Annotated in this window: 23 protein-coding genes; 11 read left to right on the top strand and 12 right to left on the bottom strand. The window is 60.9% G+C overall.

What is annotated here, in order from left to right; all coding sequences use genetic code 11:
• The first annotated feature begins 20 nt into the window (after positions 1 to 20).
• Entirely contained in the window at positions 21 to 377 is a 357-nt protein-coding gene (locus AB1J88_RS20970) for a hypothetical protein (protein ID WP_047297341.1), read from the top strand.
• Positions 378 to 381: 4 nt separating this feature from the next.
• On the opposite strand, the gene AB1J88_RS20965 is transcribed toward AB1J88_RS20970, so the two are convergent.
• Both AB1J88_RS20965 and zigA read right to left on the bottom strand, forming a co-directional pair.
• On the bottom strand, positions 382 to 1,032 hold the full coding sequence (locus AB1J88_RS20965) for a DUF1826 domain-containing protein (protein WP_430289959.1): 651 nt from the start codon (positions 1,030 to 1,032) through the stop codon (positions 382 to 384).
• Positions 1,032 to 2,237 carry a zinc metallochaperone GTPase ZigA gene (gene zigA / locus AB1J88_RS20960; RefSeq protein ID WP_430292707.1) on the bottom strand — a complete coding sequence of 402 codons (1,206 nt, stop codon included), beginning with the start codon at positions 2,235 to 2,237 and terminating at the stop codon, positions 1,032 to 1,034. Before zigA ends, AB1J88_RS20965 begins: the two co-directional genes overlap by 1 nt.
• Before the next feature lie 234 nt (positions 2,238 to 2,471).
• Between zigA and AB1J88_RS20955 the strand changes: the two genes are divergently transcribed.
• The gene (locus AB1J88_RS20955) at positions 2,472 to 2,849 is read left to right on the top strand and encodes a glutamine synthetase (protein ID WP_430289961.1); all 378 of its coding nucleotides are present in this window, start codon (positions 2,472 to 2,474) and stop codon (positions 2,847 to 2,849) included.
• On the opposite strand, the gene AB1J88_RS20950 is transcribed toward AB1J88_RS20955, so the two are convergent.
• Positions 2,846 to 4,048: an N-acetylmuramoyl-L-alanine amidase gene (locus AB1J88_RS20950; protein ID WP_430291889.1), complete on the bottom strand. Its 1,203-nt coding sequence runs from the start codon at positions 4,046 to 4,048 to the stop codon at positions 2,846 to 2,848. The two genes, AB1J88_RS20955 and AB1J88_RS20950, sit on opposite strands and share 4 nt — an antisense overlap.
• A gap of 84 nt (positions 4,049 to 4,132) precedes the next feature.
• Here AB1J88_RS20950 and folE2 point away from each other — a divergent pair, with 84 nt between their 5' ends.
• Genes folE2 through AB1J88_RS20920 form a run of 6 tightly spaced genes read left to right on the top strand, consistent with a single transcriptional unit; the run spans position 4,133 to position 9,339 of the window.
• Complete coding sequence (gene folE2, locus AB1J88_RS20945; protein ID WP_430289957.1) at positions 4,133 to 5,029, top strand: GTP cyclohydrolase FolE2; 897 nt, start codon at positions 4,133 to 4,135, stop codon at positions 5,027 to 5,029.
• The gene (locus AB1J88_RS20940) at positions 5,026 to 5,694 is read left to right on the top strand and encodes a metal ABC transporter ATP-binding protein (protein ID WP_430289956.1); all 669 of its coding nucleotides are present in this window, start codon (positions 5,026 to 5,028) and stop codon (positions 5,692 to 5,694) included. The genes folE2 and AB1J88_RS20940 overlap by 4 nt, the downstream gene beginning before the upstream one ends.
• On the top strand, positions 5,694 to 6,560 hold the full coding sequence (locus AB1J88_RS20935) for a metal ABC transporter permease (RefSeq protein WP_430291888.1): 867 nt from the start codon (positions 5,694 to 5,696) through the stop codon (positions 6,558 to 6,560). Before AB1J88_RS20940 ends, AB1J88_RS20935 begins: the two co-directional genes overlap by 1 nt.
• 11 nt (positions 6,561 to 6,571) lie before the next feature.
• Positions 6,572 to 7,447: a metal ABC transporter substrate-binding protein gene (locus AB1J88_RS20930; RefSeq protein ID WP_430289955.1), complete on the top strand. Its 876-nt coding sequence runs from the start codon at positions 6,572 to 6,574 to the stop codon at positions 7,445 to 7,447.
• On the top strand, positions 7,444 to 8,004 hold the full coding sequence (locus AB1J88_RS20925) for a DapH/DapD/GlmU-related protein (protein WP_047297349.1): 561 nt from the start codon (positions 7,444 to 7,446) through the stop codon (positions 8,002 to 8,004). The genes AB1J88_RS20930 and AB1J88_RS20925 overlap by 4 nt, the downstream gene beginning before the upstream one ends.
• Positions 8,005 to 8,007: 3 nt before the next feature.
• Positions 8,008 to 9,339, top strand: a complete 1,332-nt coding sequence (locus tag AB1J88_RS20920; RefSeq protein ID WP_430291887.1) for a dihydroorotase — start codon at positions 8,008 to 8,010, stop codon at positions 9,337 to 9,339.
• 93 nt (positions 9,340 to 9,432) lie between these two features.
• Here AB1J88_RS20920 and AB1J88_RS20915 read toward each other — a convergent pair whose 3' ends face one another.
• Positions 9,433 to 9,951: a DUF3617 domain-containing protein gene (locus AB1J88_RS20915; protein ID WP_198759167.1), complete on the bottom strand. Its 519-nt coding sequence runs from the start codon at positions 9,949 to 9,951 to the stop codon at positions 9,433 to 9,435.
• 132 nt (positions 9,952 to 10,083) lie between these two features.
• Here AB1J88_RS20915 and cls point away from each other — a divergent pair, with 132 nt between their 5' ends.
• Entirely contained in the window at positions 10,084 to 11,523 is a 1,440-nt protein-coding gene (gene cls, locus AB1J88_RS20910) for a cardiolipin synthase (protein WP_430291886.1), read from the top strand.
• Positions 11,524 to 11,565: 42 nt separating this feature from the next.
• Here the strand turns inward: cls and cfaB are convergent, their stop codons facing one another.
• The 5 genes from cfaB to hflK (AB1J88_RS20885) all read right to left on the bottom strand — a co-directional run bounded on the left by cfaB (position 11,566) and on the right by hflK (AB1J88_RS20885) (position 18,931).
• A complete protein-coding gene (gene cfaB / locus AB1J88_RS20905; RefSeq protein ID WP_430291885.1) occupies positions 11,566 to 12,753 on the bottom strand; it encodes a C17 cyclopropane fatty acid synthase CfaB in 1,188 nt (395 codons plus the stop codon).
• A gap of 211 nt (positions 12,754 to 12,964) precedes the next feature.
• Positions 12,965 to 14,872, bottom strand: coding sequence for a heavy metal translocating P-type ATPase (locus AB1J88_RS20900; protein ID WP_430291884.1), 1,908 nt, complete (start codon positions 14,870 to 14,872; stop codon positions 12,965 to 12,967).
• Positions 14,869 to 15,930 (bottom strand): protease modulator HflK, encoded by a 1,062-nt coding sequence (hflK, locus tag AB1J88_RS20895; RefSeq protein WP_430291883.1) that lies wholly within the window; start codon positions 15,928 to 15,930, stop codon positions 14,869 to 14,871. Before hflK (AB1J88_RS20895) ends, AB1J88_RS20900 begins: the two co-directional genes overlap by 4 nt.
• Positions 15,927 to 16,973 carry a protease modulator HflC gene (gene hflC / locus AB1J88_RS20890; protein ID WP_430291882.1) on the bottom strand — a complete coding sequence of 349 codons (1,047 nt, stop codon included), beginning with the start codon at positions 16,971 to 16,973 and terminating at the stop codon, positions 15,927 to 15,929. The genes hflK (AB1J88_RS20895) and hflC overlap by 4 nt, the downstream gene beginning before the upstream one ends.
• Complete coding sequence (gene hflK / locus AB1J88_RS20885) at positions 16,970 to 18,931, bottom strand: protease modulator HflK (protein ID WP_430292706.1); 1,962 nt, start codon at positions 18,929 to 18,931, stop codon at positions 16,970 to 16,972. Before hflK (AB1J88_RS20885) ends, hflC begins: the two co-directional genes overlap by 4 nt.
• A gap of 210 nt (positions 18,932 to 19,141) precedes the next feature.
• On the opposite strand from hflK (AB1J88_RS20885), the gene lpdA reads away from it, so the two are divergent.
• Positions 19,142 to 20,542, top strand: coding sequence for a dihydrolipoyl dehydrogenase (gene lpdA / locus AB1J88_RS20880; protein WP_222017522.1), 1,401 nt, complete (start codon positions 19,142 to 19,144; stop codon positions 20,540 to 20,542).
• Between the two features lie 157 nt (positions 20,543 to 20,699).
• On the opposite strand, the gene AB1J88_RS20875 is transcribed toward lpdA, so the two are convergent.
• Positions 20,700 to 21,173: an Lrp/AsnC family transcriptional regulator gene (locus tag AB1J88_RS20875; protein ID WP_041073817.1), complete on the bottom strand. Its 474-nt coding sequence runs from the start codon at positions 21,171 to 21,173 to the stop codon at positions 20,700 to 20,702.
• A 144-nt stretch (positions 21,174 to 21,317) separates the two neighbouring features.
• Between AB1J88_RS20875 and AB1J88_RS20870 the strand changes: the two genes are divergently transcribed.
• Entirely contained in the window at positions 21,318 to 21,947 is a 630-nt protein-coding gene (locus tag AB1J88_RS20870) for a LysE family translocator (protein ID WP_430291881.1), read from the top strand.
• On the opposite strand, the gene AB1J88_RS20865 is transcribed toward AB1J88_RS20870, so the two are convergent.
• Both AB1J88_RS20865 and AB1J88_RS20860 read right to left on the bottom strand, forming a co-directional pair.
• Positions 21,944 to 24,076 (bottom strand): hypothetical protein, encoded by a 2,133-nt coding sequence (locus AB1J88_RS20865; protein WP_430291880.1) that lies wholly within the window; start codon positions 24,074 to 24,076, stop codon positions 21,944 to 21,946. The two genes, AB1J88_RS20870 and AB1J88_RS20865, sit on opposite strands and share 4 nt — an antisense overlap.
• Entirely contained in the window at positions 24,063 to 25,253 is a 1,191-nt protein-coding gene (locus tag AB1J88_RS20860; protein ID WP_430291879.1) for a DUF3142 domain-containing protein, read from the bottom strand. The genes AB1J88_RS20865 and AB1J88_RS20860 overlap by 14 nt, the downstream gene beginning before the upstream one ends.
• Positions 25,254 to 25,303 lie beyond the last annotated feature (50 nt).

Below are 25,303 nucleotides of genomic sequence, written 5' to 3'. Positions count from 1 at the left end.
GTTTTCTGAGGGGATTGGACATGCGTTGGATGGGATGGTCGTTGCTGTTGATGTTGCTGTCGAGCGAAGCCTTGGCTCAAGCCTGCGTTGTGCACAGTCAGGGCGAGCGACTCGACGTCAAGGTTTGCCAGCAAAACCGCAGTATTCCCGAGAAGCTGTTCAGCGACGGGTTCTGCCAACCGACCCTGGCCGGGCAGAAAGTCGAGGTGCAGTACGTCGATCAATGCCCGAGCGGCGCGTTCGGCGTGTGCAGCAACGCGCAAGTCGCCAATATGCCCTATCGCCAGGATATCCACTATTACGGCGTGGCTTCAGACATGGCGTATTTGAAGCCGTATTGCGAAGGCCAGAGCCAGGGTAAATGGCTCAAGCCTTGAGCCATCAACCGAGCCAGTCGAGCGTCAGCAGCAGCCGTCGTTCACCCGCTGGCAGTTGCGGAGAACGATGGATCAGACCGAAGCCTTCGTTGCCGTGCCATTTCTCGCCTTTCAATAGCGCCACGTCGCCACTGTGCAGTTGCTGGATGTTTGCCATGTCGTTTGGCTCAGCATTCGCCTGACCCAATTGCTCGCGGTCCATCGCGCCCTCCTTGAGCCACTGACTGCCGATTCCGCCATACGTGGTGATCAGGCGCACCGGCACATGATCGACGTGGAAACGCGGACACATGGCATTGTCCAGCACCCGCAGGCGCAAGCCGATACGCCGTGCCCCCAGCAGGCAGGCGAAGGCACTGACCAGCCATCCCAGATCAGCGACAAAGCCTTCATAGCCTTCCAGGTCACGGAACCCGGCGGCCAGCCCACTGAGATCAGGCTCGCCGTCTTCATCCGGCAATTCGAGGCAGAGCGACTGCGCCAGTGGCTCGTTGAGCGACAGCAACAATGCTGCGAAATCGGCGATGTGCAGCGGCAGTTGACGCTGCCAGACCGCAAGATTGACGTCGTCTTCGAGGATTCGCGTCAGCGTTTTCGGCGTCGCCCCCTGATGCTGATGACGTACTCGGTTCTGCTGCAGTTTGAGCGCCAGCATCAGGCGGCCTCATCGTGCCAAGGGCCGAACGGATCCGGCAGCGTGCGCCAACCGTCTACACCAGCAGCCATTTCTTCGTCAGTCAGCAGGCTGGCATCGAGCTCCGACTTGAGCTGTACGAAATCGATGTTCTGGCCAATGAATACCAGCTCCTGACGACAATCTCCGACACTCGGCGTCCAGTTTTCCATGATTGCTGCGGTACTGTCCTGATCCTGCGGCCATTGGTTTTTCGGCACGAAACGCCACCAGCGTCCAGCGAAACCGTGGCGCATCAGGCCGCCTGCCTGCGACCAGCTGCCCGCATCCGTGACCTTGCTGGCGAGCCAGAAAAAGCCCTTGGAGCGCAGTAATTTACCGTTCGTCCATGGACGATCAATGAAGCTGTAAAAGCGCTGCGGGTGGAACGGGCGGCGTGCGCGATAAGCCGTGGAAGCAATGCCGTACTCGGTGGTTTCCGGCACATGCTCACCGCGCAATTCCTGCAGCCAGCCCGGGGCTTGGGCGGCTTTGTCAAAATCGAATCGGCGCGTGTTAAGGATCTTCTCCAGTGGCACCTCGCCCATCACCATCGGGATAATTTCCGCCTGGGCATTGAGGCGCTTGAGAATTGCCGTGAGTTCGTCGCGCGCCTGGCGGCTGATGAGGTCGATCTTGCTGATCAGCAGTACGTCGGCGAACTCGATTTGTTCGATCAACAGGTCAGTGATCGAGCGTTCATCTTCGTCGCCCAAGGTCTCGCCGCGGGACGCGAGGCTCTCGGCAGCCTGGTAGTCGAGGAGAAAATTTACGCCGTCGACTACCGTGACCATGGTGTCGAGTCGAGCAACGTCGGCGAGGCTCTGACCCAGCTCATCGCGGAAGGTGAAGGTTTCGGCGACCGGCAGCGGCTCGGAAACACCGGTGGATTCGATCAGCAGATAATCGAAACGGCCTTCGTGAGCAAGTTTGCTGACCTCTTCCAACAGGTCCTCGCGTAACGTACAGCAGATACAACCGTTGCTCATCTCTACCAGTTTTTCTTCAGCACGGTTCAGGCGGACATCGCGCTGGACTTCGCTGCCATCAATGTTGATCTCGCTCATATCGTTAACGATGACTGCAACGCGCAAGCCTTCTCGATTACGTAGTACGTAATTCAAAACTGTACTTTTTCCAGCGCCGAGAAAGCCCGAAAGAACGGTCACGGGGAGCGGAGATGACATTGGATAATCCTCATCAGATGGTGGCCGATGGGCGTGTATGCCGGATTTGGCGTAACGCACCGCGTTCTCAGGCTTCAAAACAACGTGATGGCAGAAGCTGACGCTTTAAATCGGCGGGCTCAGGCTCAATTAAAATCAATGTTATAGTATAACAATACGAATTAGCCAGACCTGCTCTTGCCCAAACCGATAAAGAGCATGAAGCTGCATGCCATCTGCCCGTCGGGAACCGTGATGAAAAATGTCCTGAAATGCTCGCTAATGAGTCTGGCATTGCTGTCGGGTGCCAACGTATGGGGACAAGCGCCAATGCTCGCCAAGTGCACACACAGCGCTAACCTGCTGGCATGCGTCGATGCGCAAGGTAACGCCTACAGCGTGAATACGGTGGGCCGCACGATTTACCTGCGCGGCTTTGAGAAGGTCGGCAATCGCTACTGGGCGCAGACCAACAGTCGCTTCGGCCAACTGACGTTCTTCACCGGCATCGCCTCTGACGGTGAAGCCTGGGTCGGCTACACCCGTCGCGTTGGCTGGACGACGATCAATCGCTTCTCCAGCTCAGGCGGCAGCAGCGCGAAGTTCACCTGCAGCCGGATCACTGGCTGCTAAACCTGCACCTTGTGCTGCGCCTGCTGCCAGGCGAGGTAACTGTCGATTGGCGGGTTCTGCTGGAAATAGCGCTGCAATCCTTCAAACAACCCGTTAGCGACAGCCTGCTGATGTCGAGTTGTCACCAGACGCTGGCTGTCACGCGCATTGGAAATAAAGCCGGTTTCTACCAGGATCGACGGCACATCCGGCGACTTCAGCACCGCAAATCCCGCCTGTTCCACGCGCTTTTGATGCAATGTGGTGATGCCTTGCAGAGTGCCCAATATGCTGCTGCCGAGTTGCAGACTGGCGGCGATGGTGGCGTTCATCGACATGTCGAGGATCACGCCGGCGAGCATCGGATCCTTGTCCTTGAGATTAAGCAGACTGGTCGCGCCGAGCAGATCCGCGCCGTTCTCGCGCTGTGCCATGAAGCGTGCAGTCGCTGACGTCGCACCCCCTTCTGACAGGCAATACACCGAAGCTCCCGACGCCGTCAGGCGCGGCGCTGCATCGGCGTGCACGGAGATAAACATGTCGGCCTTGTGCTGACGGGCAATGTCTACACGCTTGCGAAGGGGCACGAAAAAATCGTCATTGCGCACCAACTTCACGTCGAAACCCTTCTCCTTTTTAAGACGTTTGGCGAGCAATTGTGCGATGGACAGCACCACGTCCTTTTCCCGCTCACCCTTGGCGCCGACGGCGCCAGGGTCTTTACCACCGTGTCCGGGATCAACCACGACAATGATGTCGCGTTTAAGGTGATGGTTATTCGTGGATGTTTCACGTGGAACCACTGCGGTGCTCAGGACTTTATCGGCGTTCACCAAGTCGAGCACCAAACGGTGTCCTTGACCATCCTGCGGTGCCAAAACAAAGCTGTTCAATAGAACGGGAGTGTTCAGATCGAGAACGATCCGGGTATCGCCTTGACCAAAATGCCCGGCGCGGATCGAGCGAATGGCCGTATCTGCTAACGGCAATTGACTGAAATCACCACTCAGACTCGCCCCGGACAGGTCAATGATCAAACGCTCTGGAGCACTCAACGTGAACGTTTTGTAGCGCACCGGGCCGCTCAAATCGAAGACCAGTCGCAGCTTTTCACGCGAACGCCAGAGCCGCGCATTTCGCACTTGGGTTGCTGAGACACTGAAGGGCAGAGCCAAGGCTGCGCTGGCCAAAAACAAACTGAGCAAGTGGCGTCTGTGCATATGAAAACCCGTTCATGAAAAAAGCATCGAGATTTGAATTGTTATAATGTAACATCCAATTCAGTCAACACGATGGTTCCGAACATGAATTCGCTGACACTTCCGGATATCGCCACTCAAGCCTCTCGACAAGCATTACCGCTTGAGTGGGTGGGAATGCGCGGCATTGCCTTGCCGGTATTATTGGATGGCCAACGTCTGAGCGCGAAGGCAGATGCAGGCGTCAGTCTTGACGATGGTGAGGCGCGTGGCATTCACATGTCGCGTTTGTATCTGGCCTTGGCAAGGCTTGAGCAGCAGAACCTTTCTCCACGGGTTTTGCATCAGGTACTGGACGATTTTCTGGCGAGCCACGAGGGCTTATCCAGCAATGCTTACCTGAATATCCACAGCGAAGTGCTGCTGAAACGACCCGCGTTGGTCAGCCCACTGGCGGGGTGGAAAAGCTATCCAGTGAGCATTTCTGCCAGCCTCAAAAACAAAGTGTTCCACGTGGAACTCAAGATCGATGTGCCCTACTCCTCGACCTGCCCGTGCTCAGCCGCATTAGCGAGGCAACTGATCCAGCAGCAGTTCATCGATGATTTTGCCAATAAGCCACTGCAGCACGCTGAAGTTCTGGCTTGGCTTGGATCAAGCCACGGCATCGTTGCCACTCCGCACAGCCAACGCAGCACCGCGCAATTGCACATGCATCTGGACGAGTTTATCGATGAGTTGCCCCTGAGCGTGATCATCAACGACGCTGAAGCCGCACTGGGCACCGCCGTGCAAACCGCCGTGAAACGCGCCGACGAACAAGCCTTCGCGCTGGCCAACGGGCAGAACCTGATGTTCTGCGAGGACGCCGCGCGACGACTCAATCTGGCCCTGCGTCGCTGCCCTGGTGTCAGCGGGTTCCACCTGCGAGTGATCCACGCTGAAAGTCTGCACGCCCACGACGCCGTCGCCGAAAGCCACTGGCATCGAGAACACGCATGATCCGCTGCCATTCCTTGTGCTGGGGCGCTCCGGGGCAACCGCTGACTTCACCACTGACGGTCACGCTGGAAAGCGGCAGTCTGAGCGCTATCGTCGGCGCCAACGGCTGCGGTAAAAGCAGCCTGCTGAAAGTCATCGCCGGGTTGCAGAAACCCTTGAGCGGAAAAGTCGCGCTAGGCGTCCCCCGCCAAGGAGGATTGTCATTCCTGCCGCAACAGCAACACCTCGACCGACAGTTTCCCATCAGTCTGGAAGAACTGGTGGCTGCCGGGTTCTGGGGCCGTCGATTGTCGACGCAATTGCGCGCACAGCGCCTCACTCACGCACTCGACAATTGGCACTTGAGCGGACTCGAGAAACGCCCGCTGATGGCGCTCTCCGGTGGCGAACTGCAACGCGCATTGCTCGCCCGTTTGAGTCTGGCTGACGCGCCGCTCCTCCTGCTTGACGAACCCCACGCTGCGCTCGACGAACTGGGTCAGCAATTGCTTTGGCAACACATCCAGGCCTGGCACGCCGAAGGTCGAACCTTGTTGGTGGTCTGCCACGACCTGGCCGCCGTCCGCCAACACATCCCGCAGACACTGCTGATCAAAAACCACGAATGCGTGTTTGGCGCCAGCGTCGAACTGATCCAGCAAACACCCGGCACGCAGGTGGCTTGATGCTCACCGTCGCCCACCTTTGGCAACCGTTCAGCGAATTCCTGTTCATGCGCCGAGCGCTGCTCGGCGGATTGGTCTTGGCCTGCAGCACAGCACCGCTCGGCGTTTTTCTGATCCTGCGGCGCATGAGCCTGATCGGCGACGCCGTCGCTCACGGCATTCTTCCCGGCGCCGCATTGGGCTTCTGGTTCGCCGGTCTGAGTCTGCCCGCGCTAACGTTCGGCGGTCTGGGTGCGGGCCTGAGCATGGCCGGGCTGGCTGCGTGGATTACCCGTCGCACCGGTTTGCGCGAAGATGCCAGCCTCGCCGCGATCTACCCGATCTCACTCGCCAGCGGCGTGCTGATTCTCGGCATCGCTGGCAAACGCCTCGACTTGCTGCACTTGCTGTTCGGCTCGGCGCTCGCCGTCGACGGCCCGACCCTCAACGGCATGTTATGGGTCTCGGCCCTCAGCCTGATCACCATGGCCGTCATCTACAAACCGCTGCTGCTCGACACCCTCGATCCTCTATTCCTGCAAACCGTCAGCTGCCTCGGCCCTCTCGCCCACGGCGTGTTCCTGACCCTGGTGGTGCTCAATCTGGTGATCGGTTTCCAGGCCATCGGCGCGTTGATGGTGGTCGGTCTGATGATGCTGCCTGCCGCTGCCTCACGGTTCTGGAGTCGTCGTCTGCCGAGCCTGATTGCCATCTCCGCACTCATTGGCTGCCTGTCGGTGTGGCTCGGATTGTTGCTGTCGTTCGACTACTCGCTGCCCAGCGGGCCGGCCATCGTGCTGGTCGCGGGGTTCGCCTACTTGCTGTCCGTGGTGTTCGGACCGGTTCACGGGCTGCTGCGCCGCCCGCCTTTGCTCACATCCCAATGAGGTGTTTCCCGATGCGCGTTCTACTCGTGTTGTTCAGCTTGCTGCTGTCGATGTCGTTATCGGCGGCGGAAAAATTGCCGGTGGTCACCAGCTTCAGCATCCTCGCCGACATGGTGCATCAGGTCGGCGGCGAGCATATCCAGATCACCAACATGGTCGGCCCGGACGCCGATGCGCATACCTATGAGCCAACACCGGACGACGCCAAAGCGCTGCTCAAAGCCAAGCTGATCATCAAGAACGGCCTCGGTTTCGAACCATGGCTCGATCGACTGGTGACCAGCACCGGCACCCAAGCCCCGCTCATCAGTGCCAGCCACGGTGTGATTCCGCGCTCGCTCGATGAAGACGGTGAAACCATTCCCGACCCGCACGCTTGGCACAATCTGGCCAACACCGAGCTGTACATCGCCAACATCACCAAGGCGCTGATCGCCGCCGATCCGGCGAACAAGGCCGACTACCAACGCAACAGCCAGACCTACCTGAAACAGATCTACGCCCTGCTCGCCGAAGCCAAGACCAAGCTCGGCTCGCTGTCACCAGGCAATCGCAAGATCGTCACCAGCCACGACGCCTTCGGTTATCTCGGGCAGGCCTACGGCATTGACTTCATGGCGCCGCAAGGACTTTCCACCGAGCGCGAACCATCGGCCGCCGAAGTCGCCGCACTGATCACGCAGATCCGTCAGGCCAAGGTCAAAGCGGTGTTCATGGAAAACATCAAGGACGCGCGCCTGCTCAAGCAGATCGCCGAGGAAAGCGGCGCGCATATCGGCGGCACGTTGTACTCCGATGCCCTCGCCGCCAGTGGCCCGGCCAGCACCTTTACCGGACTGTTCGAATACAACCTCAACACCCTTTATGACGCGCTGAGCCAACCATGATCCGCAAAAATCCCTCAGGCGATCTGCCGCAAATTGCCGAGTCGGCCTACGTCGACAAAACCGCGATCATCTGCGGCAAGGTGATCATTGGCGAGAACGTGTTCGTCGGCCCCTACGCGGTGATCCGCGCCGACGAAGTAGACGCTTCGGGTACGATGGAGCCGATTACCATCGGCGCCAATTCGAACATCCAGGACGGCGTGGTGATCCATTCGAAATCCGGTGCCGCCGTGACCATCGGCGAATTCACCTCGATCGCTCACCGCTCGATCGTGCATGGCCCGTGCGTAGTCGGCGACCGGGTGTTCATCGGATTCAACAGCGTGCTGTTCAATTGCGTGGTCGGTGACGGCTGTGTGGTACGGCACAACTCGGTGGTCGATGGCCGCGATCTACCGGACGCGTTCTACGTGCCATCCACCACCCGCATCGGCCCCAACACCGACCTATCGCAGTTCCCGCCGGTGAGTGTCAGCGCCTCGGAGTTTTCCGAAGACGTGGCGCGCACCAATGTCGATCTGGTACGCGGCTACAAAGCCTTGCAGAACGAGTTCTGAGCCATGAGCAGCGTGCTGATTCGCAACGCCAGACTGGTTAATGAAGGGCGCGAGTTTGACGGCGATCTGTTGGTCAGCCATGGTCGCATCGTCAAGATCGCGGGACGCATCGACGGTGAAAATGCCCGTGTGGAGATCGACGCCAATGGCCAATGGCTGTTGCCGGGCATGATTGATGATCAGGTGCATTTTCGCGAACCGGGAGCGCCGGCCAAGGGCAGTATTCACTCCGAGTCGCGCGCAGCGGTGGCGGGTGGCATCACCAGTTTCATGGACATGCCCAACACCCAACCGGCCACGCTTACCCTCGAAGCGCTGGCGGATAAAAAGCGTCGGGCGGCGATCAACTCCGTGGCCAACTACGGATTTCACTTCGGTGTCAGTCAGGACAACCTCGACACCGTGGCCGCGCTCAACCCCTGCGAAGTGGCCGGGGTCAAAGTGTTCATGGGCGCCTCCACTGGCAATATGCTGGTGGATGATCCTAAGATTCTCGAACGCTTATTCGCCGAAGTGCCGACGATTCTGCTGGCGCATTGCGAACACACACCAAGCATCGAGGCCAATGCAGCACGTCTGCGTGAACGCCTCGGCGAACACCTGCCAGCGAATATCCATGCACTGATTCGCGATGCCGAGGCTTGCTACCGCTCCTCTTCGTTCGCAGTGGAACTGGCGAAACGTCACGGTACCCGTCTGCATGTCTTGCACCTGACCACCGCTCGCGAACTCGAGTTGTTCGAGGACAAGCCGCTCGCACAGAAACACATCAGCGCTGAAGTCTGCCTGCATCATCTACTGTTTGATGACCGCGACTATCCAACCCTCGGCAACCTGATCAAATGCAACCCGGCGATCAAGACCCAGGCCGACCGCGATGCCTTGCGCGCGGCGCTGCTGGGCAATCGGCTGGATGTGATCGGCAGCGATCATGCACCGCATACCTGGGCGGAAAAACAGCGTCCTTACACCGAAGCACCGTCCGGGTTACCGCTGGTGCAACACGCCTTGCCGGCACTGCTGGAACTGGTGGCCGATGGCGTGCTGCCGATCACCACGTTGGTGGCGAAGACCAGCCATCGCGTGGCGGATCTGTTTGCGATTCCGGATCGGGGTTATTTGCGTGAGGGGTATTGGGCGGATCTGGTGCTGGTTGAGCCCGCGGCCATAGAGGTGTCGCGGCAACCGATTCTGTCGCAGTGCGGATGGACACCGTTTGCTGACAAGACTTTCCGCTATCGGGTGAATACCACGTTGGTGTCAGGGCAGATTGCATGGCGGGAGCAGCGCATCAACGAAAGCTGTCAGGGGCTGCCGCTGCGGTTTATGCGTTGAATGATCAGGCGTCTGACAGGACGTCTTCCCGAGCAAGCCCGCTCCCACAGGAAGTGCGCTTCCCCTGTGGGAGCGGGCTTGCTCGCGAAGCTTTTAAGCTCTTGGCTTCACAGTGCCGCAATCCTGACCCAACCACACCGCACGGGTTTCCAGACTGCCCTTCTGGTTGATGCCGATGGCGTTGAACGTGCCGTTGGCCACGGTGGTGAACTCACGATCACTGAGGAACGTCGCGACACCCGTGCCTTGCGCTTTCGGGCAGCTGAAGCGAAATTTCCACTGATTGCCGGTGCGCTCGGTGATCTGCTGTTTGCAGCCCGACTGCGGATCGGCCAGCGGAATATCGTTGGTCGCCACTTGCTGCGGCGTCAGACAGGCACGAATGCCCTTGCCACCGATGTTGATCCCGTTCTTCTCCAGCGCCGCGCGCTGTTGCGGGGTCATCTGGCCTTGCAACTGGCCGAGGATCGATTGCACATCCATGGGCTGGTCATCGACCTTGACGTTGCTCGAGGTCATTTCCCACAGCCCCGGCTGCAGCATTTGCGCCTGCGCAACCACCGGTATTGCCAAACCCAGGCCCAGCGCCAAACCCAGCAGACGAACGTTCATCGAAAAAACTCCTGATCAGTAGTGGCCGTTAGACGTCGGCCGATTGCTTCGGTTCATGCACCAATTAAATAGCGACATTCGCCTCGGAACATGGTCTGTTACGCATTGAGTCTTCAGGAGCAAGGCTGCCCCATGGATTATTTTGGACCGCACATTTTCGGCTATCTGATCGCCCTGATACATAGCCTTGGCTTGATCGCCGCGATCCACGCGGTGCTGACCGTTCGCACCGCCCAAGGCTCGATCGCCTGGGCATTGTCGCTGATTTTCATTCCCTACCTGACACTCATCCCTTATCTGGTCTTCGGCCGCAGCACCTTCGACGGCTATATCAAGGCACGGCGCCAGGCCAACGAACAGATGCGTCAGGCAATTTCCGAGTTGAACTGGCGACCGTGGGTCGAAGAAGCCCTCACCGCCCGCGCCTCAAATGCCTATGCCTCGCTACGGGCCATGCCCAAACTGGGGCGGATGCCATGCCTGGCGAATAACGAAGTGCAACTGCTGGTGAATGGCCACGCGACCTTCGAGGCGATTTTCCAGGCCATTGATCAAGCGCGCGAAGCCGTACTGATCCAGTTTTTCATCATCCATGACGACCGCCTCGGGCAGCGCCTGCGCGATCTGTTGCTGAAGAAAGCTGCCGAAGGCGTGGCGATTCATCTGCTCTACGACCGCATCGGCAGCCACGCCCTGCCCCACAGTTATGTACAGGCGTTGCGCGATGGCGGTGTCGAGGTCAAAGCCTTCGCCACACGTAGCGGCTGGCTCAATCGCTTCCAGGTGAATTTCCGCAACCACCGCAAAATCGTCGTGGTCGATGGCGTGCTCGGCTTTGTTGGCGGGCACAACGTTGGCGATGAATACATGGGCGAGAAGCCGCCGTTGGCGCCATGGCGCGATACCCATGTGCAAGTGCGCGGGCCGGTAGTGGCCTGCATGCAGGAGTCATTTGCCGAGGATTGGTTCTGGGCCGCGCGCACATTGCCGCCGCTGATCCTGCCGGACGTTTACCCGGAGGACGGCGTGCTCTGCCAGTTGCTGGCCAGCGGACCGGCCGACGCCTACGAAACCTGTTCGCTGTTCTTCGTCGAAGCGATCCACGCCGCAACCGAGCGGGTGTGGATCACCAGCCCGTACTTCATTCCCGATGAAGCCGTGTTCGCCGCGTTGCGTCTGGCGGTGCTGCGCGGCGTCGACGTACGCCTGCTGCTGCCATCGCGCCCCGATCACCGCATCGTCTACGCCGCGTCCAGCCTGTATGCATTCGAAGCGGTGCGCGCCGGCGTGCGGGTGTTCCGCTACGAACCGGGGTTCCTGCATCAGAAAGTGGTGTTGATCGACAGCGAAATCAGCGCCGTCGGCAGCGCCAATCTGGACAACCGTTCGTTCCGGCTGAATTTCGAAGTGATGCTACTGACCGTCGACAGCGAATTCGCCGCCCACGTGGAACGTATGCTCAACGATGATTTCGAGCAGGCTTATGAAGTTGCCAAAGAGGAAAGCCGGGAGATCCACCGCCTGCAACAGCTCGGCATGCGGATCGCCCGGCTTATTTCACCGATTCTCTAGAAGCCCATCACCCTCTCCAAGGGAGAGGGCATGGTTCAGGCATCAAGGATTGTAGATGTCGTCACGGGTCCAGGGCAGTTCATGACTGCCGTCCGGATGAGCCTTCACTGCCAGAATCTGATGCAGATTGATCCAGCCCCGGGCAAACGCGTAGGCACACCCGGCCAGATACAGGCGCCAGATGCGCAGCGCCTGATCCGGCACCAGTTTCCCGGCGGCCTCGAGGTTATCCTCCAGCCGCTCGCTCCAGTGATCCAGCGTGCGCGCGTAATGCAGGCGCAGGCTTTCGACATCGACAATCTCCAGCCCGGCTTCGCTGATCTCGGCCGAGATCATCGCCAGGTGTGGCAACTCGCCGTTGGGGAACACGTATTTCTCGATGAAGTCGCCGGCACCGCGTCCCACCGGGCGGCCGTCGGTGTGCTTGGCGGTGATGCCATGGTTCATCACCAGACCGCCCTCCTTCACCGCGCCAAACAGGACTTTGCAGTATTCGGCGAGGTTGGCGTGGCCGACGTGTTCGAACATACCGACACTGACCACCTTGTCGAAACGCCCGTCCTGCGGCAGGTCGCGGTAGTCGAGCAATTGCAGTTCAATCTGGTCTTCCAGGCCTTCGGCCTTGACGCGCTCGCGGGCCAGTTCCAGCTGTTCCTTGCTCAGGGTGATGCCGAAGACTTTGGCGCCGAATTCACGTGCGGCGTAACGCGCCAGACCACCCCAGCCGCAACCGACATCCAGCAGGTGATCGCCCGGCTGCAAACGCAGCTTGCGACACAGATGGCGGAATTTGGCTTGCTGCGCCTGCTCCAGGGTTTCGCTGCCCGTTTCGAAATACGCGCAGGAATACGCCATGTCGCTGTCCAGCCACAGCTGATAGAACGCGTTGGACAGGTCATAGTGATAGGAAATGGCTTTGGCGTCGGTTTCCTTGTCGTGCACTGCACGCACTGGCTGAGCGCCTTCATCTTCATCGAGCAAGGCGCTGCTCAATTCGTCGCAGACCCGGATGACCTCGCTGATCGAGCCCTCCAGTTCGAGCTTGCCTTCAACAAACGCCGCCCCCAGCGCGTCGAGGCTTGGATGGGTGAACTGGGTGACCATCGTCGGGTCCTTGACCACGATGGTGACGCTGGGCGTCGGCCCCAGATTGAACTCATGGCCGTCCCAGAGTCGCAGGCGAAGCGGAAGCTGCAGATTCTGTAAGGCCGGTGGAAGTTGCGCGAGCATGGAAAATCCCCCCTTGTTTCAGACGTCAGATCTGAGGGTAGACCATCCTTGAAAAATAGCAGGCTATCGATTTAATTAGCCGAGACTATCGTTTCAGACGCGCCAGCAGGCCGGAATGCAACCCGTGTTTTCGACACGGAAACCGGCAATGACGTGTGCGCCTTCTATATAGATGACTGCCTATTCGGCGCACAGTTCGCTGCCACTCATTTCAATGACCGTCCTTGAGCTTGAGCAATGGCTCCTGAAACCGCAGCAGCCGTCCGGCATTGCCCAACACCAGCAACGTGCTCAGGTTGTGCAGCAGCGCGGCGATCATCGCCCCGGCCGCGCCGAGCCAGCCAAATGCAGCAAAGATGACAATCGCCAAGGTCCAGCCCAGACCGATGATCACGTTAACCTGCAAGGTTCGTCGGCATTGGCGGCTGAGCCGCACACAGGTTCCGAGGCGGCGCAGATCACTGCCGATCAAGACGATATCCGCCGAGGCCAGTGCGATGTCAGCGCCGCCCGCGCCCATTGCGACACCGACCACACCAGCCTTCAGCGCCAGCGAATCATTGATGCCGTCGCCCACCACCATCGGCCGAAATCCGTTGTCGATTTCCTTCAGTACGCGGTTGAGTTTGTCCTCGGGCAGCGCCTGCGCTTCCAGCTCTTGCAGGCCGACCTCGCGGGCCAGCGTCTGCGCGACACTCAGGCGGTCGCCGGTCAGCAGCAACTGGCGACCCAGACCGAGCTCGCGCAATTCGCTGAGGGCAAAGCGAGCTTCCGGTTTGACGCTGTCGGCCAGCAACAGCCAGGCGACAAATTCGCCGTTCAGTGCCAATCCGGCAATCGGCCCGTCGTGCTCGGGAACGGTGGTGGTGACGATGCCCAGTTGCGCGAACAACTCGGGCCGGCCCAAAGCCGCCTCGCCTTGGGCGGTCGTGGCGACTACACCAAGACCCTGACGCTCATGAATATCAGTCAGCGGCAGGCTCTGTTCCTGACTGACCAGCCCAGCCAACGCGCGGCTGACCGGGTGGCTGCTGGCCGCCCCGAGGCTGGCGGCCAGTGCCATTACCGAGGCCTGATCCAGCCGTGGGCTGCTGATCGATTGCAAACGCAAGGTGCCGTAAGTCAGCGTGCCGGTTTTGTCGACCACCAGTGAAGTGAGATCTGCCAACTCCTCAAGGAACGCCGAACTGCGAATCAGAATGCCGTGGCGCGCCGCCACCGCCACGCCGGCAATCGCCGTGGCCGGTGCCGACAGCACCAAAGCGCAGGGACATGCCGCCACCAGCACCGCGAGCATCGCCTGCGCGTCATGGGTGACAAACCAGGTCACCGCCCCCAGCAGCAACACCAGCACCATGTAGCTACCGGCATAGCGCTCAAGCAGGCGCGTGATGGGCGGCTTCGAGCGCTCGGCGTTCTGCATCAGCGCGATGACCTTGCCCAGCGTCGATTGATCGCCGATACGGGTCACCTCGATGCGCAGCAAGCCGTCGAGGTTGATCGCGCCGCCAAACACCGTCATGCCTACCGCCGTTTCCACCGGAACCGACTCACCGGTAATCGACGCCGTGTCGAGGCTGGCCTGGCCGAACAACACTCGACCATCCGCTGGCACCCGATCTCCGGCGCGCACCTCTACCGTGTCGCCGGGCTTCAGCGTGCCGTTATCGACTTCGATGATCGAGCCATCGGTCTGAATCTTGCGCGCGTGGCTGCGGGTCAACTGGCCGAGGGCGTGAATCGCTTCCTGCGAGCCGATCACGCTGCGCTCTTCCAGCACGTGGCCGAAGATCATGATGATCGGCAGCAACGCGGCGGTCAGCAGATCGCCGGTCGCCCACGCACCGAGCATCGCCAGGGCGATCAATTGATCGGTGATGCCGTGCAGGCTTGGATAGCGCAGGCTGTACCACGCCGAGCGCATCACCGGCACCGCCACCAATAAAGAAGCGAAACCCAGCAGCAACTGACTGACACCGGTTTGCTCCGGTAACAGCCAGCGCCAGAGCAGACCGAGGCCGAGCAAGCCAAGGGCGACCATCGCCAGGGTCAATTGCCGTGCGGCGCGGCGCTGTTCGGCCGAGGACAACAGGCTCGGTGCGGCAGTGGTCGCAGTCATTTGCTGGCTCCCTGAATGATCAGGCGGGAATCGTCTTTCGGATCGACCGTGGTCACCGAACCGGCCTGGCCAAGAATCTTCGGCATGCGTTCACGGTACAGCCGCAGGAGCATCTGCGGGTCGGTACCCTGTTGTTGCGCCTTGGCCAGGCTCAGCACCGTGGCGGTATCGGCAGCGGCTTTTGCCAACCGTTCGCCGGCCTGCGCGTGGGCCACTTGCAGGATGCGGTCGGCTTGTTCGTTGGCGGTCTGGGTAAGTTTTTCTGCTTCGGTGCGTGCGTTGGCAACGGCTTTGTCGGCTTGCTGGCTGGCGGTCAGAACCGCATTGAAAGCGCTGACCGCAGGGTCCGGCAGACTCGACTGCACGTCTACCCGCGCCACTTCAATGCCGATGCCCTGCCCGCTCGCCTTCAACTCAGCCAAGCGCTTGTTGATGCCTTGCACCAGATCACCGCGCAGACGCTCACGTCTTTCGGCGGCCTGGTTATCAGCACCGATCAACTCCGGACGGGCGACGAGAATCGTGTCCAGATCCCGGGCAGCAGTCAAAGCCACAGCGCTGCGGGTGACCAGCCGATCCAGCGCCGGCAGCACATGATCACCCTGCAGGACGAAGTCGTAAGGGTCGGTCACTTTGTAAAACACCCTCACATCCAGTTGCACCACGCCGGCGTCCCCCGTCAGCAAGTAACCGGAACCGGCCAATGCATCGCTTAGCGGTGTGGCGAAAGTCGCTACACGATCAGCCTTGATCGCCTCACTGCTGCGCAGCAGGTTTTCCACTCGACGCTCGATCACCCGATCCGCTGCCGGTAGTAAAACCACCTGCTCGAACGGCTGTGGCCAAGCCAGTAACAGCCCGGCATTCTGGATGCGTTCCAGTGCGCCAAAGTGCAGAACCACGGCGCGATTCTGCGGATCGATCTGCCGCACATTGGAAAACGCCCACGCCAACGCGGCCAACACCGTGACCGCGTACAAGGCAAAAAACGCCAAACGTCCGGCCTGAATCCACGGACTGCTCAGCGAATGTGTTCCACGTGGAACTTCATCACTCATGGCTGCGATCCGGATTTGTTTTCGACATTCGGCGGGCCGTCCACCAGCACGCGGAATGGCGCGGCGTCGGTACGCAGGATTAGCTTGGTGTCCGGCGTGACGATAGTGCCCAAGGTGTCCAGCGAACGCAGCAGGTTGTACAACTGCGGCGACCCAGCGTAGGCACGGCCATAAATTTGCGCCGCTTCGACTCGGGATTGCGCTTCGATTTCTGCGGCTTTAACTGTCGCGTCAGCCTGAACAATTCGTGCATCGCGCTCGGCAGCAGAACGAATTTGTGCAGCTTCCCGCTTACCGATGGCGGTGCGTTCGGTGGCAATTGTTTCACGCTCCGCGCGCATCCGATCGACCGTGGCGGTGAGCGTGACCGAAGGCAAGGTCAGGCGTTCGATGCCCACCTGCACCACGCGCACACCGTAAGTGGCCAGCAACTGCTGGTCGATCTGCTGACGCAGTTGCGCCTCGAAATCGGCAATACGCACTTTGCCGGCATCAGTATTCACCAGATCCGCCAGGTCGAAACTGCTGGCGGTGGTTTCCAGCGCCGAGCCGACAAAGGTACGAATCTGCCGCGCCGCTTCGTCCGGCTGGTTCTGCACCGCGCGCATGAAACGCTGCACGTTGTCCGGATCGCCCTGCACCTGCCACGCCACGTAGGCCTGAACGATGATGCGCAAACCGTCGCGAGTGCCGACATCCTGCAAACCGCTGGAGGTGGTGCGCAGGCGCAGATCCACCGGGATCGCCGCTTCGAACGGCGCCGGCCAGCGCCAGCTCAAACCGGGTTCAAGCAGCACCCGTGAAGGATTGCCGAAACGGGTGATGACCGTGGCTTCACCCGAGCGCACTTGCACCAGGCTCGCCGCCGCAATGGCAAACGCCACCAGCAACAGCGCCCAGCCCATCCGCCGCCAAGGGAACGGTCCCGCGTCCTCCGGCGCACCGTGGTGATGGTAATGATGCCCATGATGATGGTGATGCCCGGCGTGGCCGTGATCGTGGCCGCTGTGATCATGGGAATCGTGAGTGTGCGACTGGCTCAAGGGGCAACTCCTGGTTGAGCGGTGGTGCGCGCGGGCGTCGGATCAGCCGGCAGCGTGAACGTACGCAGGTCGATGGTCGGCGCATTGCTGCTGCCGCCTAATCGGTGGTCGAGTACCAACAGTTTGGCTTTGCTCAGACCGTGGCTAAGTTGGCTGAGGTATTGCTCCAGCACGAATGCCTGACCAGCGCTGGCATAAGCTTTCTGTTCAGCGCTGAACTTCAGGTCTGCCGCCTGCGCCGTGGCGTTGATTTCGCGAGCGCTGGCACTGGCCTGATCACGGGCAAGGCTGGCCTGCAACAACGCCTGGTTACTGGCTTCAGCCGCAGCGCCGCGCTCACGGGAGATCAACGCCTGCGCGCCGATCTGTGCCGCTTGCACACCGTGATAAGCATTGGCGGCGCCGGCTGGCGGGTGAATCGCTTCGACCACGGTGGCGAGAATTTCCACGCCGCTGTTGAGCTTCTGCAGATCGCCTTGCACCGCGCGACCGATTTCTTCGCCCAGCCCAACCCGGTCAGCACCGAGCAGACCGTCGAGGGTACGCGAGGCAAAGTCGTGCACCAGAATCCGGCTCGCGGTGCTGCGAATCAGCGTCGGCACATCGGCATTGTTGTAAGTCGCGGCCAAAGCATCCTGATCACTCAGACCAATGCGATAAACGAAGCGCACGTCCATGTTGACGATCTGAAAGCTCTGCTGATCGCCACGGCTGCTGGCGATCACTTGGGATTTGTCGTTAACGTGGCTGGCATCCCACAAGCGGTTGGCGGTCAACGGCGCCGGGCCTTCGGCAGGCTCAGCCTGGGTTGGCGCCGGAGCATCGCCGACGCTGGTTGCCAATTCGTGCACCACACCGTTCTCGACGCTCAATACACGGCCCAGTGGCCACGGCAAACCGGCGTGCAAGCCAGGGCCAAAGACTTGTACCGGTTTGCCGAAGCGCTCGTAGATACCGCGCCCTTGCAGCGGGATTTCGTGGATCCCGGTCAGCAGCCAACCGACGGCGGCGACCAGCGCCAGCACCGGCAGAAAAGCGCGGCGCATATAGCTGAACGCCCAGATCTGGCGCAAATCGATGCCGAAACGGTTGTGCAATTCGTGCTGCAAAGCGAGTAACGGCTGTGGTGGCCAACGCAGCATATCGGCAACAAAACTGCGCGCTAGCAGGGTCGGTTCCAGCTGCTCGCATCGAGGGCTGAATACCGACAGAACTGCGCGCAATAGCAACTCGATCGCGATCAATCCCGGCAAGATCCCGATCAATACCGCGAGGCGCACGGGCCACACCGAAGCCTCGCTGGCGAACAGCAGGCACAACGCCCCCAGTACCAGACTGATGATCGCCACCCGCGCAAGTTGCGCAAGGGACCCGGCTTCCGGCCATTGCGCGGGGTTTTCCTGAGCCAGTTGCCGCTCCAGCACCAGCAAGCCGAAACCCAACAGCAACATCAGCGCGGCGCCCACCGTGGCCGATAACCCGACTGCAGCGGCAGGCAACGTCAGATTCCACACCTGCCCGATGGCCAGCACAATCAGCACTGACCAGCCGCCCAGCCACAACGTGGCCACGCCAATCTGACCGAGCAGGTGCAGACCGCGCTGACTCAATCGCTCCAGCACCCGTTCGTACCAGCCGTCAGGAGCGGTTTGCTCGACCTCGTTCAGCGGTTGCTGCGCCACGGGGTGCATGACCCGTGCGCGCCATTGAGTCACCCACCACGCCGACTGCAGTGCGGCGACCAGCACCAGCAACGCCGCGCCCAGATTCACCAGCAAGGCCGGCCAGATCGATTGCGCGGCAAACAGCTCGACAAACAACGCCAGCACCCACCCTGCCCCGGCCAATCCGCCGAGGCCGAAGGCCAGGCGGCGCAATCGTCGCCCCTGCGCAGCCGCTTGTTGAAAGCGCGGCAACCCGGTCACTTGCGTGCCATCGACATCCAGATCGACTTGCATATCACCCCAAAGCCATTGATTCACCGGTCTTATCGTTACGATATAACGAAAAGCGTGAAATATTCGTACACAAATACGCCTATCTAAAGATGCGCAACCTGTCGCTTGCCTGAAGCCTTGACCGAAATGTCCGGAAATGCACATATTACGTTCGTAATTTTAATCGCCTACTACTTTTAGCGATCCGCATCCCCAACGAGGAGCAAGAGCATGAGTCACTACGACGTGGTCATTCTGGGCGGCGGCCCCGGTGGTTATAACGCGGCGATCCGCGCCGGCCAGTTGGGCCTGAAAGCCGCGTGTGTGGAAGGCCGCGCCACCCTCGGCGGCACCTGCCTGAACGTCGGTTGCATGCCGTCCAAGGCCTTGCTGCATGCTTCGGAGCTGTACGACGCGGCCATGGGTGCGGAGTTCGCCAACCTCGGCATCGAGGTCAAACCCACGCTCAACCTCGCACAAATGATGAAACAGAAAGACGACAGCGTGAGCGGCCTGACCAAAGGCATCGAGTTTCTGTTTCGCAAGAACAAGGTCGACTGGATCAAAGGCTGGGGCCACATCGAGGGTCCGGGCAAAGTCACGGTGACCGACGATCAAGGCAACAAGACCGAACTGAGCGCCAAGGACATCATCATTGCCACCGGCTCCGAACCCACGCCCCTGCCCGGCGTCGAGATCGACAATCAGCGCATCCTGGACTCCACCGGCGCGCTGTCGCTGAGCGAAGTGCCCAAGCATCTGGTAGTCATCGGTGCCGGAGTGATCGGCCTGGAGCTGGGCTCGGTCTGGCGGCGTCTCGGCGCCCAGGTGACCGTGGTCGAATACCTCGACCGCATCTGTCCGGGCGTCGATGCCGAGGCCGGCAAAACCCTGCAGCGTTCGCTGAGCAAGCAAGGCATCAGCTTCAAATTGAGCTCGAAAGTCACCCGCGCCACGACCTCGGCCAACGGTGTGCAGCTCAGCGTCGAACCTGCAGCGGGCGGCAGCGCCGAGTTACTGGAAGCCGACTACGTACTGGTCGCGATCGGCCGGCGTCCGTACACCAAAGGCCTGGGCCTGGAGAACGTCGGCCTGAGCACCGACAAGCGCGGCATGCTCGCCAATCGCCAGCACCGCACCGAAGCCAATGGCGTCTGGGTAATCGGCGACGTAACGTCCGGGCCGATGCTCGCGCACAAGGCTGAAGACGAAGCGATGGCCTGTGTCGAACAGATCGTCGGCAAGGCCGGCGAGGTCAATTACGACTTGATTCCCAACGTCATCTACACCCGGCCGGAACTGGCCAGCGTCGGCAAGACCGAAGAGCAACTGAAGGCCGAAGGACGCGCCTACAAAGTCGGCAAATTCCCGTTCACCGCCAACAGTCGGGCGAAGATCAATCACGAAACCGAAGGCTTTGCCAAAGTCCTCGCCGACGAACGCACAGACGAAATCCTCGGTGTGCACCTGGTCGGCCCGAGCGTCAGCGAAATGATTGGAGAATATTGCGTGGCCATGGAGTTCAGCGCCTCGGCCGAAGACATCGCGCTGACCTGCCATCCGCACCCGACTCGCTCCGAGGCGCTGCGTCAGGCGGCGATGAATGTCGAGGGGATGGCGACGCAGATGTAGATGGTCACCCGAACCCTGTGGGAGCTGGCTTGCCAGCGATGGCGTCAGTCCTTTAACCGTTGCGGTCGCTGACACACCGCTATCGCTGGCAAGCCAGCTCCCACAGTTGACCGTGTTCCTGCTGGAGGATTGCGGTCGAATGTGGGAGCAACCCGCTCTACCGCGGCAGATGCCCCAACGGCAACGCCCCCGGCGTCTTCACCGTGTGAATCGCAAAGTTGCTGCGAATGTCACTCACCCCCGGCAGCTTCAGCAGGCAGCCGCTGAGAAAGCGGTCATACGCGCGCAGGTCCGGCACCACCACTTGCAACAGAAAGTCCGATTCCCCGGACACCAGAAACGCCGAGATCACCTCCGGCAGGGCGGTGACTGCCGCGTAAAAGGCTTCGGCCTGCTCATCGTTGTGGCGCTCGACCTTGACCCCGACAAACACCGTCAGCCCCAGTCCCACTTCATCGCGATCGAGGTTGGCCTGGTAGCCACGAATCACCCCGGCCTCCTCCAGCATCCGCACCCGGCGCAAGCAAGGTGACGCCGACAGGCCGATCTCGTCCGCCAGCTCGACATTGCTCAGCCGTCCGTTGCGCTGCAAGGCAGCGAGAATCTTGCGATCAAAAGCGTCGAGTTTCATGTTTGGCAGATCCTGCTGGTCAAGGCGCAAAAAGAAAGCAGGTTATGCCAATCCCAAGGGTTTTTGAAGCTGACTTCGCAAGCACCTGCCCCGCCCTTGCGCCATAGACTTTGCTCACCGAATCGATAACGAAAGGGCTGCGACATGACAAGTATCTGGCTGTTTTTTCTGGCATTGGCGGTGGTCTTCCTGTTGCCCGGCCCGGACATGATCCTGTTGCTGCAAACCGGTGCCCGTCAGGGTCGCGGTGCGGCGCTGGCAACCGCCGTTGGCTTGGCGATCGCCCGAGGCTGTCACGTGGGATTGGCGGCATTGGGTCTGGCCGCGCTGTTCAAGGCGGCGCCGTGGACGTTTGATATGGTGCGCCTGGCCGGGGCGGCGTACCTGCTGTGGATCGGCATTCAATGCCTGCGCAGCAGCTTGCTGCCGAACCTGAATACGGCTGCCGTGACACATACCCAAGGACAATGGCGCGAGGCGATTCGCCGTGGCCTGCTGACCAATCTGCTCAACCCCAAGGCGTTGCTGTTCTGCTCGGTGCTGTTGCCGCAATTCATCGTCAATGACGGCGCAGCGGTACTGACCCAATTTGCCACCCTAGGCGTGTTGCTGGTGGGCGTCGGGCTGCTGTTCGACAGCGCCTATGCCCTGACCGGCGCGGCGCTGGGCCGTTGGCTGCAACACAATCCAACCGCCCAACGCGTTCAGCAATGGCTGTTCGGCAGCCTGTTGATCGGCTTTGCCGTGCGCCTGACGTTTATCCAGCAGGCTTAGGGCTTGCGTGCCTTGCGCCGACGACTGAGCAACACCAAGGCGCCCGCACTAAACAGCACCAGGACACCGACCACCGGCCATTTATACGGGCGCAACGTATTGCGTACGGCATCGGTAACCTGGCTGACGTAACGCTTGTCGGCGTTTTCGAAATCCGGGTACGGGCATTGATTGCCGAAGTCCACCGCCCAAGGCACGTATGGGCCTTCGTTGACGTAGCGTCGATACAACGCGCTCTGCTCTTCAAGGCTGCTGTTGAAACCGGCGGCATTGCACAACACCGCAGCAAACGCCTGACTGGTGTGCGGCAAGTTGTCGGCAGCCCGGCTGGCCAGCGCGGTAGCGACAAAACGGTAGTGATAACGCTCGTCCGGTTGCGCCTGGCTGGCCTTCTGGCGCTGGACTTCAGCCTCGGCCACCAGCGGCCCGACTTTCAGCTCGGTGCTTTCCAGACTGTAATTGCCGCCAAACGTGGCGTAATCCGGCGCCATCTCGTAACCGAGAATGTCCATGCCCCATTCACGCGCGGTCCACGCCGCGTTGTACAAGGCGCTGGCGCGTTTGGTCGGCCACCACGCAGCGTCGGCCTTCATCCGTTGTTCGCCGTAGAGCCGGGCCTTGTGCTGCAGGTCGGGATTGTCGAAATAGCCGACCGCTTCCTCGTAATGCCCTTCACGCAGCAAGCGCCGTCCCAGCAGATTGCGCAGGCTGGCGGCGACCGGCAGCGGCACATAGTTGTCGCGCTGCTGCTGGGTCAGCGCCGGCGGCGCCGGCACGTTGTCATCGACATAGCGCTTGAGCTCATCGACCGTCAGCACGCGCTCGGCCACCGTCGCCGCGTCGAACCAGTAGATGCTGTTGCTGCGATACAACTGCACGAACGCTTGCAGGTATTCGCCACGTTGGAGCGCGAGAATCGCGCTCTCGCCTTCGACCCGGCATTTCGGCTGGACGGTTTCAAAGTCCCAGTCCGGGGTGCGCCGGTAGCCCCAATCCTCGCTCTGCGGGAAAGCCTGCGCAGCTTTGGCATAGGCGGCAGCCGCGGCATTTTTATCACCGTCACGCACCGCCAGCTTGGCCCGCAACCACCACGCCAATCCGCCATCACCGGCATTTTCAAGGAAGGCTTTGGCGCTGGCGTAATCACCTTGTTGATAGTTCATGGCCGCCAGTCGATCGGCGTTTTCCAGGCTGCCACGGGTGCTGTCCTGCAGCAGCTTGATCAGCTTCTTCTCGTTCGGCGGTTGTTCGTCGAACGACCAGCCCATCCGGCTGATCAACGAGGCGGTAACCAATTGCTGCACAGCCTTGCGCTCCAGCAACTTGGCCAGTTGCGGCTCGGGCAGTTCGGCCAGCTCATTCATCAGTTGTTTCAGCGAGGTATAACCCACGGCCGAGCCGTGCAGGTTCTGCGCTTCGTACAGTTCGATGGCGCCGTTCCAGTCACCGGCGTTGCGCAGCACTCGCGCCTCCTCACCGAGACTGGCGACACCGAGTTCCAGCGGATCGCTGAAGCCATCGATGCTCAGTTGTCGGGCCTGACGGAAGGCTGCGCGTGCGTCCTCCAGCACTTCAATGACATCGCCCGCCTCGGCACTCATGGCAAACCAGGCGCGGCCCAGGGAGTACGCCGCCCAAGTGCTGCGCAGCGGACGCTGATCGGCCGGCAGCGCCAGCACTTTGTTGAAGTATTCGATCGCCAGCGGATGATCGCCAGTGGCAAACGCCACCGCGCCGGCCACGTACAAGCGGATTTCCGCCGGCAGACTGGCGCCCTGCGCCTCGACCTGACGCGCGTCGGTCAGGCCGCGCAGTTGCTTGACCAGCGCCTGTTGCTCGGCGCTCAGACCCACCTGTTCGGCTTTTTCGCGAAGCGCCGCAGGCTCGCTTTCGTCGCCGTACATATCGTCGGGATTGTGCGTCGCCGCCGTGACATTCTTCAGCCCGGCAATGGTCTTGCCCAGGCGGCTGATCTCAAAGTTGAAGTTGCCCTCCGGCAGCTCGGCCAGGCTTTGCCCACGATTGTCGAGCAGGCGCATCGGAAAGTCCGGGCCGCAGGCCAGCACCGAACCCAGCGGCAGGCTGAGGCTCAGGCAGAGCAGATGGCGGGGCCAGTTACGGGTCAACATGCGAACCTCCTTGATCAATAAATGCACAGCGCGCCCAACCGATGGCACGTTGTCCGCCCGCCGGCAGACGACCGTCGCGCAGGCGGGTGAAGGTAAGCAGATCCGCGCTTTGTTGCAACGCGTAACCGGCGAGCGCATCGGCGCCCTCGCAAGCGCTGGCCTTGACGGTGATGCGCGTGGGCCAGGCACTGTCGAGGTTACCGACATTGCGCAGGGCGATGTCCTGCAGGCCATCGTGGTCGCTGAACGTCAGACCGAGCCGGCTGCTCAACGTATCGCCACGGGCCACAGCGCGCAGCGTACTGAGGCTCCAGGCGCGACGATCATTGGCCAGCGGCAGACGAAACCAGATCAACCCGGCCAGATGTTCCGGACGATCCTCGCGCATGTCAGTGGCCAGTCGGCTCAGTTGTTGCGGATCGGCGAGCAATTCGCGCCGCTGGCCGCCGCGCTCAAGTGGCACTTCACTTTCCACCACTGGAACGCCATCGGCATCCGGCAACAGCGCCACGCCGTAGGCCGGCAGCGCCAGATAAAACGGTTTGTCGCTCACCCGCCCCCAGGCCTTGGCCCAGCGCCGCGCCTGCTCGGGGTCGAACAGACCACGACGCGGATCGCTGACCGCGTGCACCTGCAGCACACTGCTGTCGACGCTGGCCAGCAGTGCCGGCAGTTGCGAACTGTCGAGCCACGCCGGCAACGCAGTGATGCTCAGCGGCAAGTTGGCCGGCAATGCGCCACGCAGACGCACAAGAAATTCGCTATACGCCGGCAGACGCGCATTACCGGCGTCGTGATCGATCTCGACCCCGCTCACCGTCAGGCCCTGCGCTTGCCAGTCAGCCAGCATCTGAAGGATCTGTGCGCTCACCTGTTGCTGATCGAGCGCCTTGAGCTGACCGTCGAGACGAACCACCGCAATCAGCGGTCGGCCATCGTGCTTGAGCAACGGCGCATCAATTTGCGCCCGATGCCAGCCGTCATTGGGGAATGCCTGCAAGGCCAGCACGCGCAGTGTCGAGAAGCTCTCGCGGCTTTCGCGCAGGGCGGCGTCATGGGCCGGCGTCCATTGACGTTGCCAGATATAAAGTTGTTGATCGAGGGCGGGGGCATCCTGCCGCTCGCAAGCAGCGAGCAGCAGCGTTGCCGCGATCAAAATCGAAAAGCCGAACCGCATGAAATGCTTATTCCCTGCCGATACAAAAATGCAGGGTACACAAATCCCTG

The organism is Pseudomonas sp. S8 (assembly GCF_050473925.1).
GTDB lineage: Bacteria > Pseudomonadota > Gammaproteobacteria > Pseudomonadales > Pseudomonadaceae > Aquipseudomonas > Aquipseudomonas parakoreensis.
Note: the sequence above shows the minus strand (reverse complement) of the source record. Positions and strands in the feature narration are given on the sequence as shown.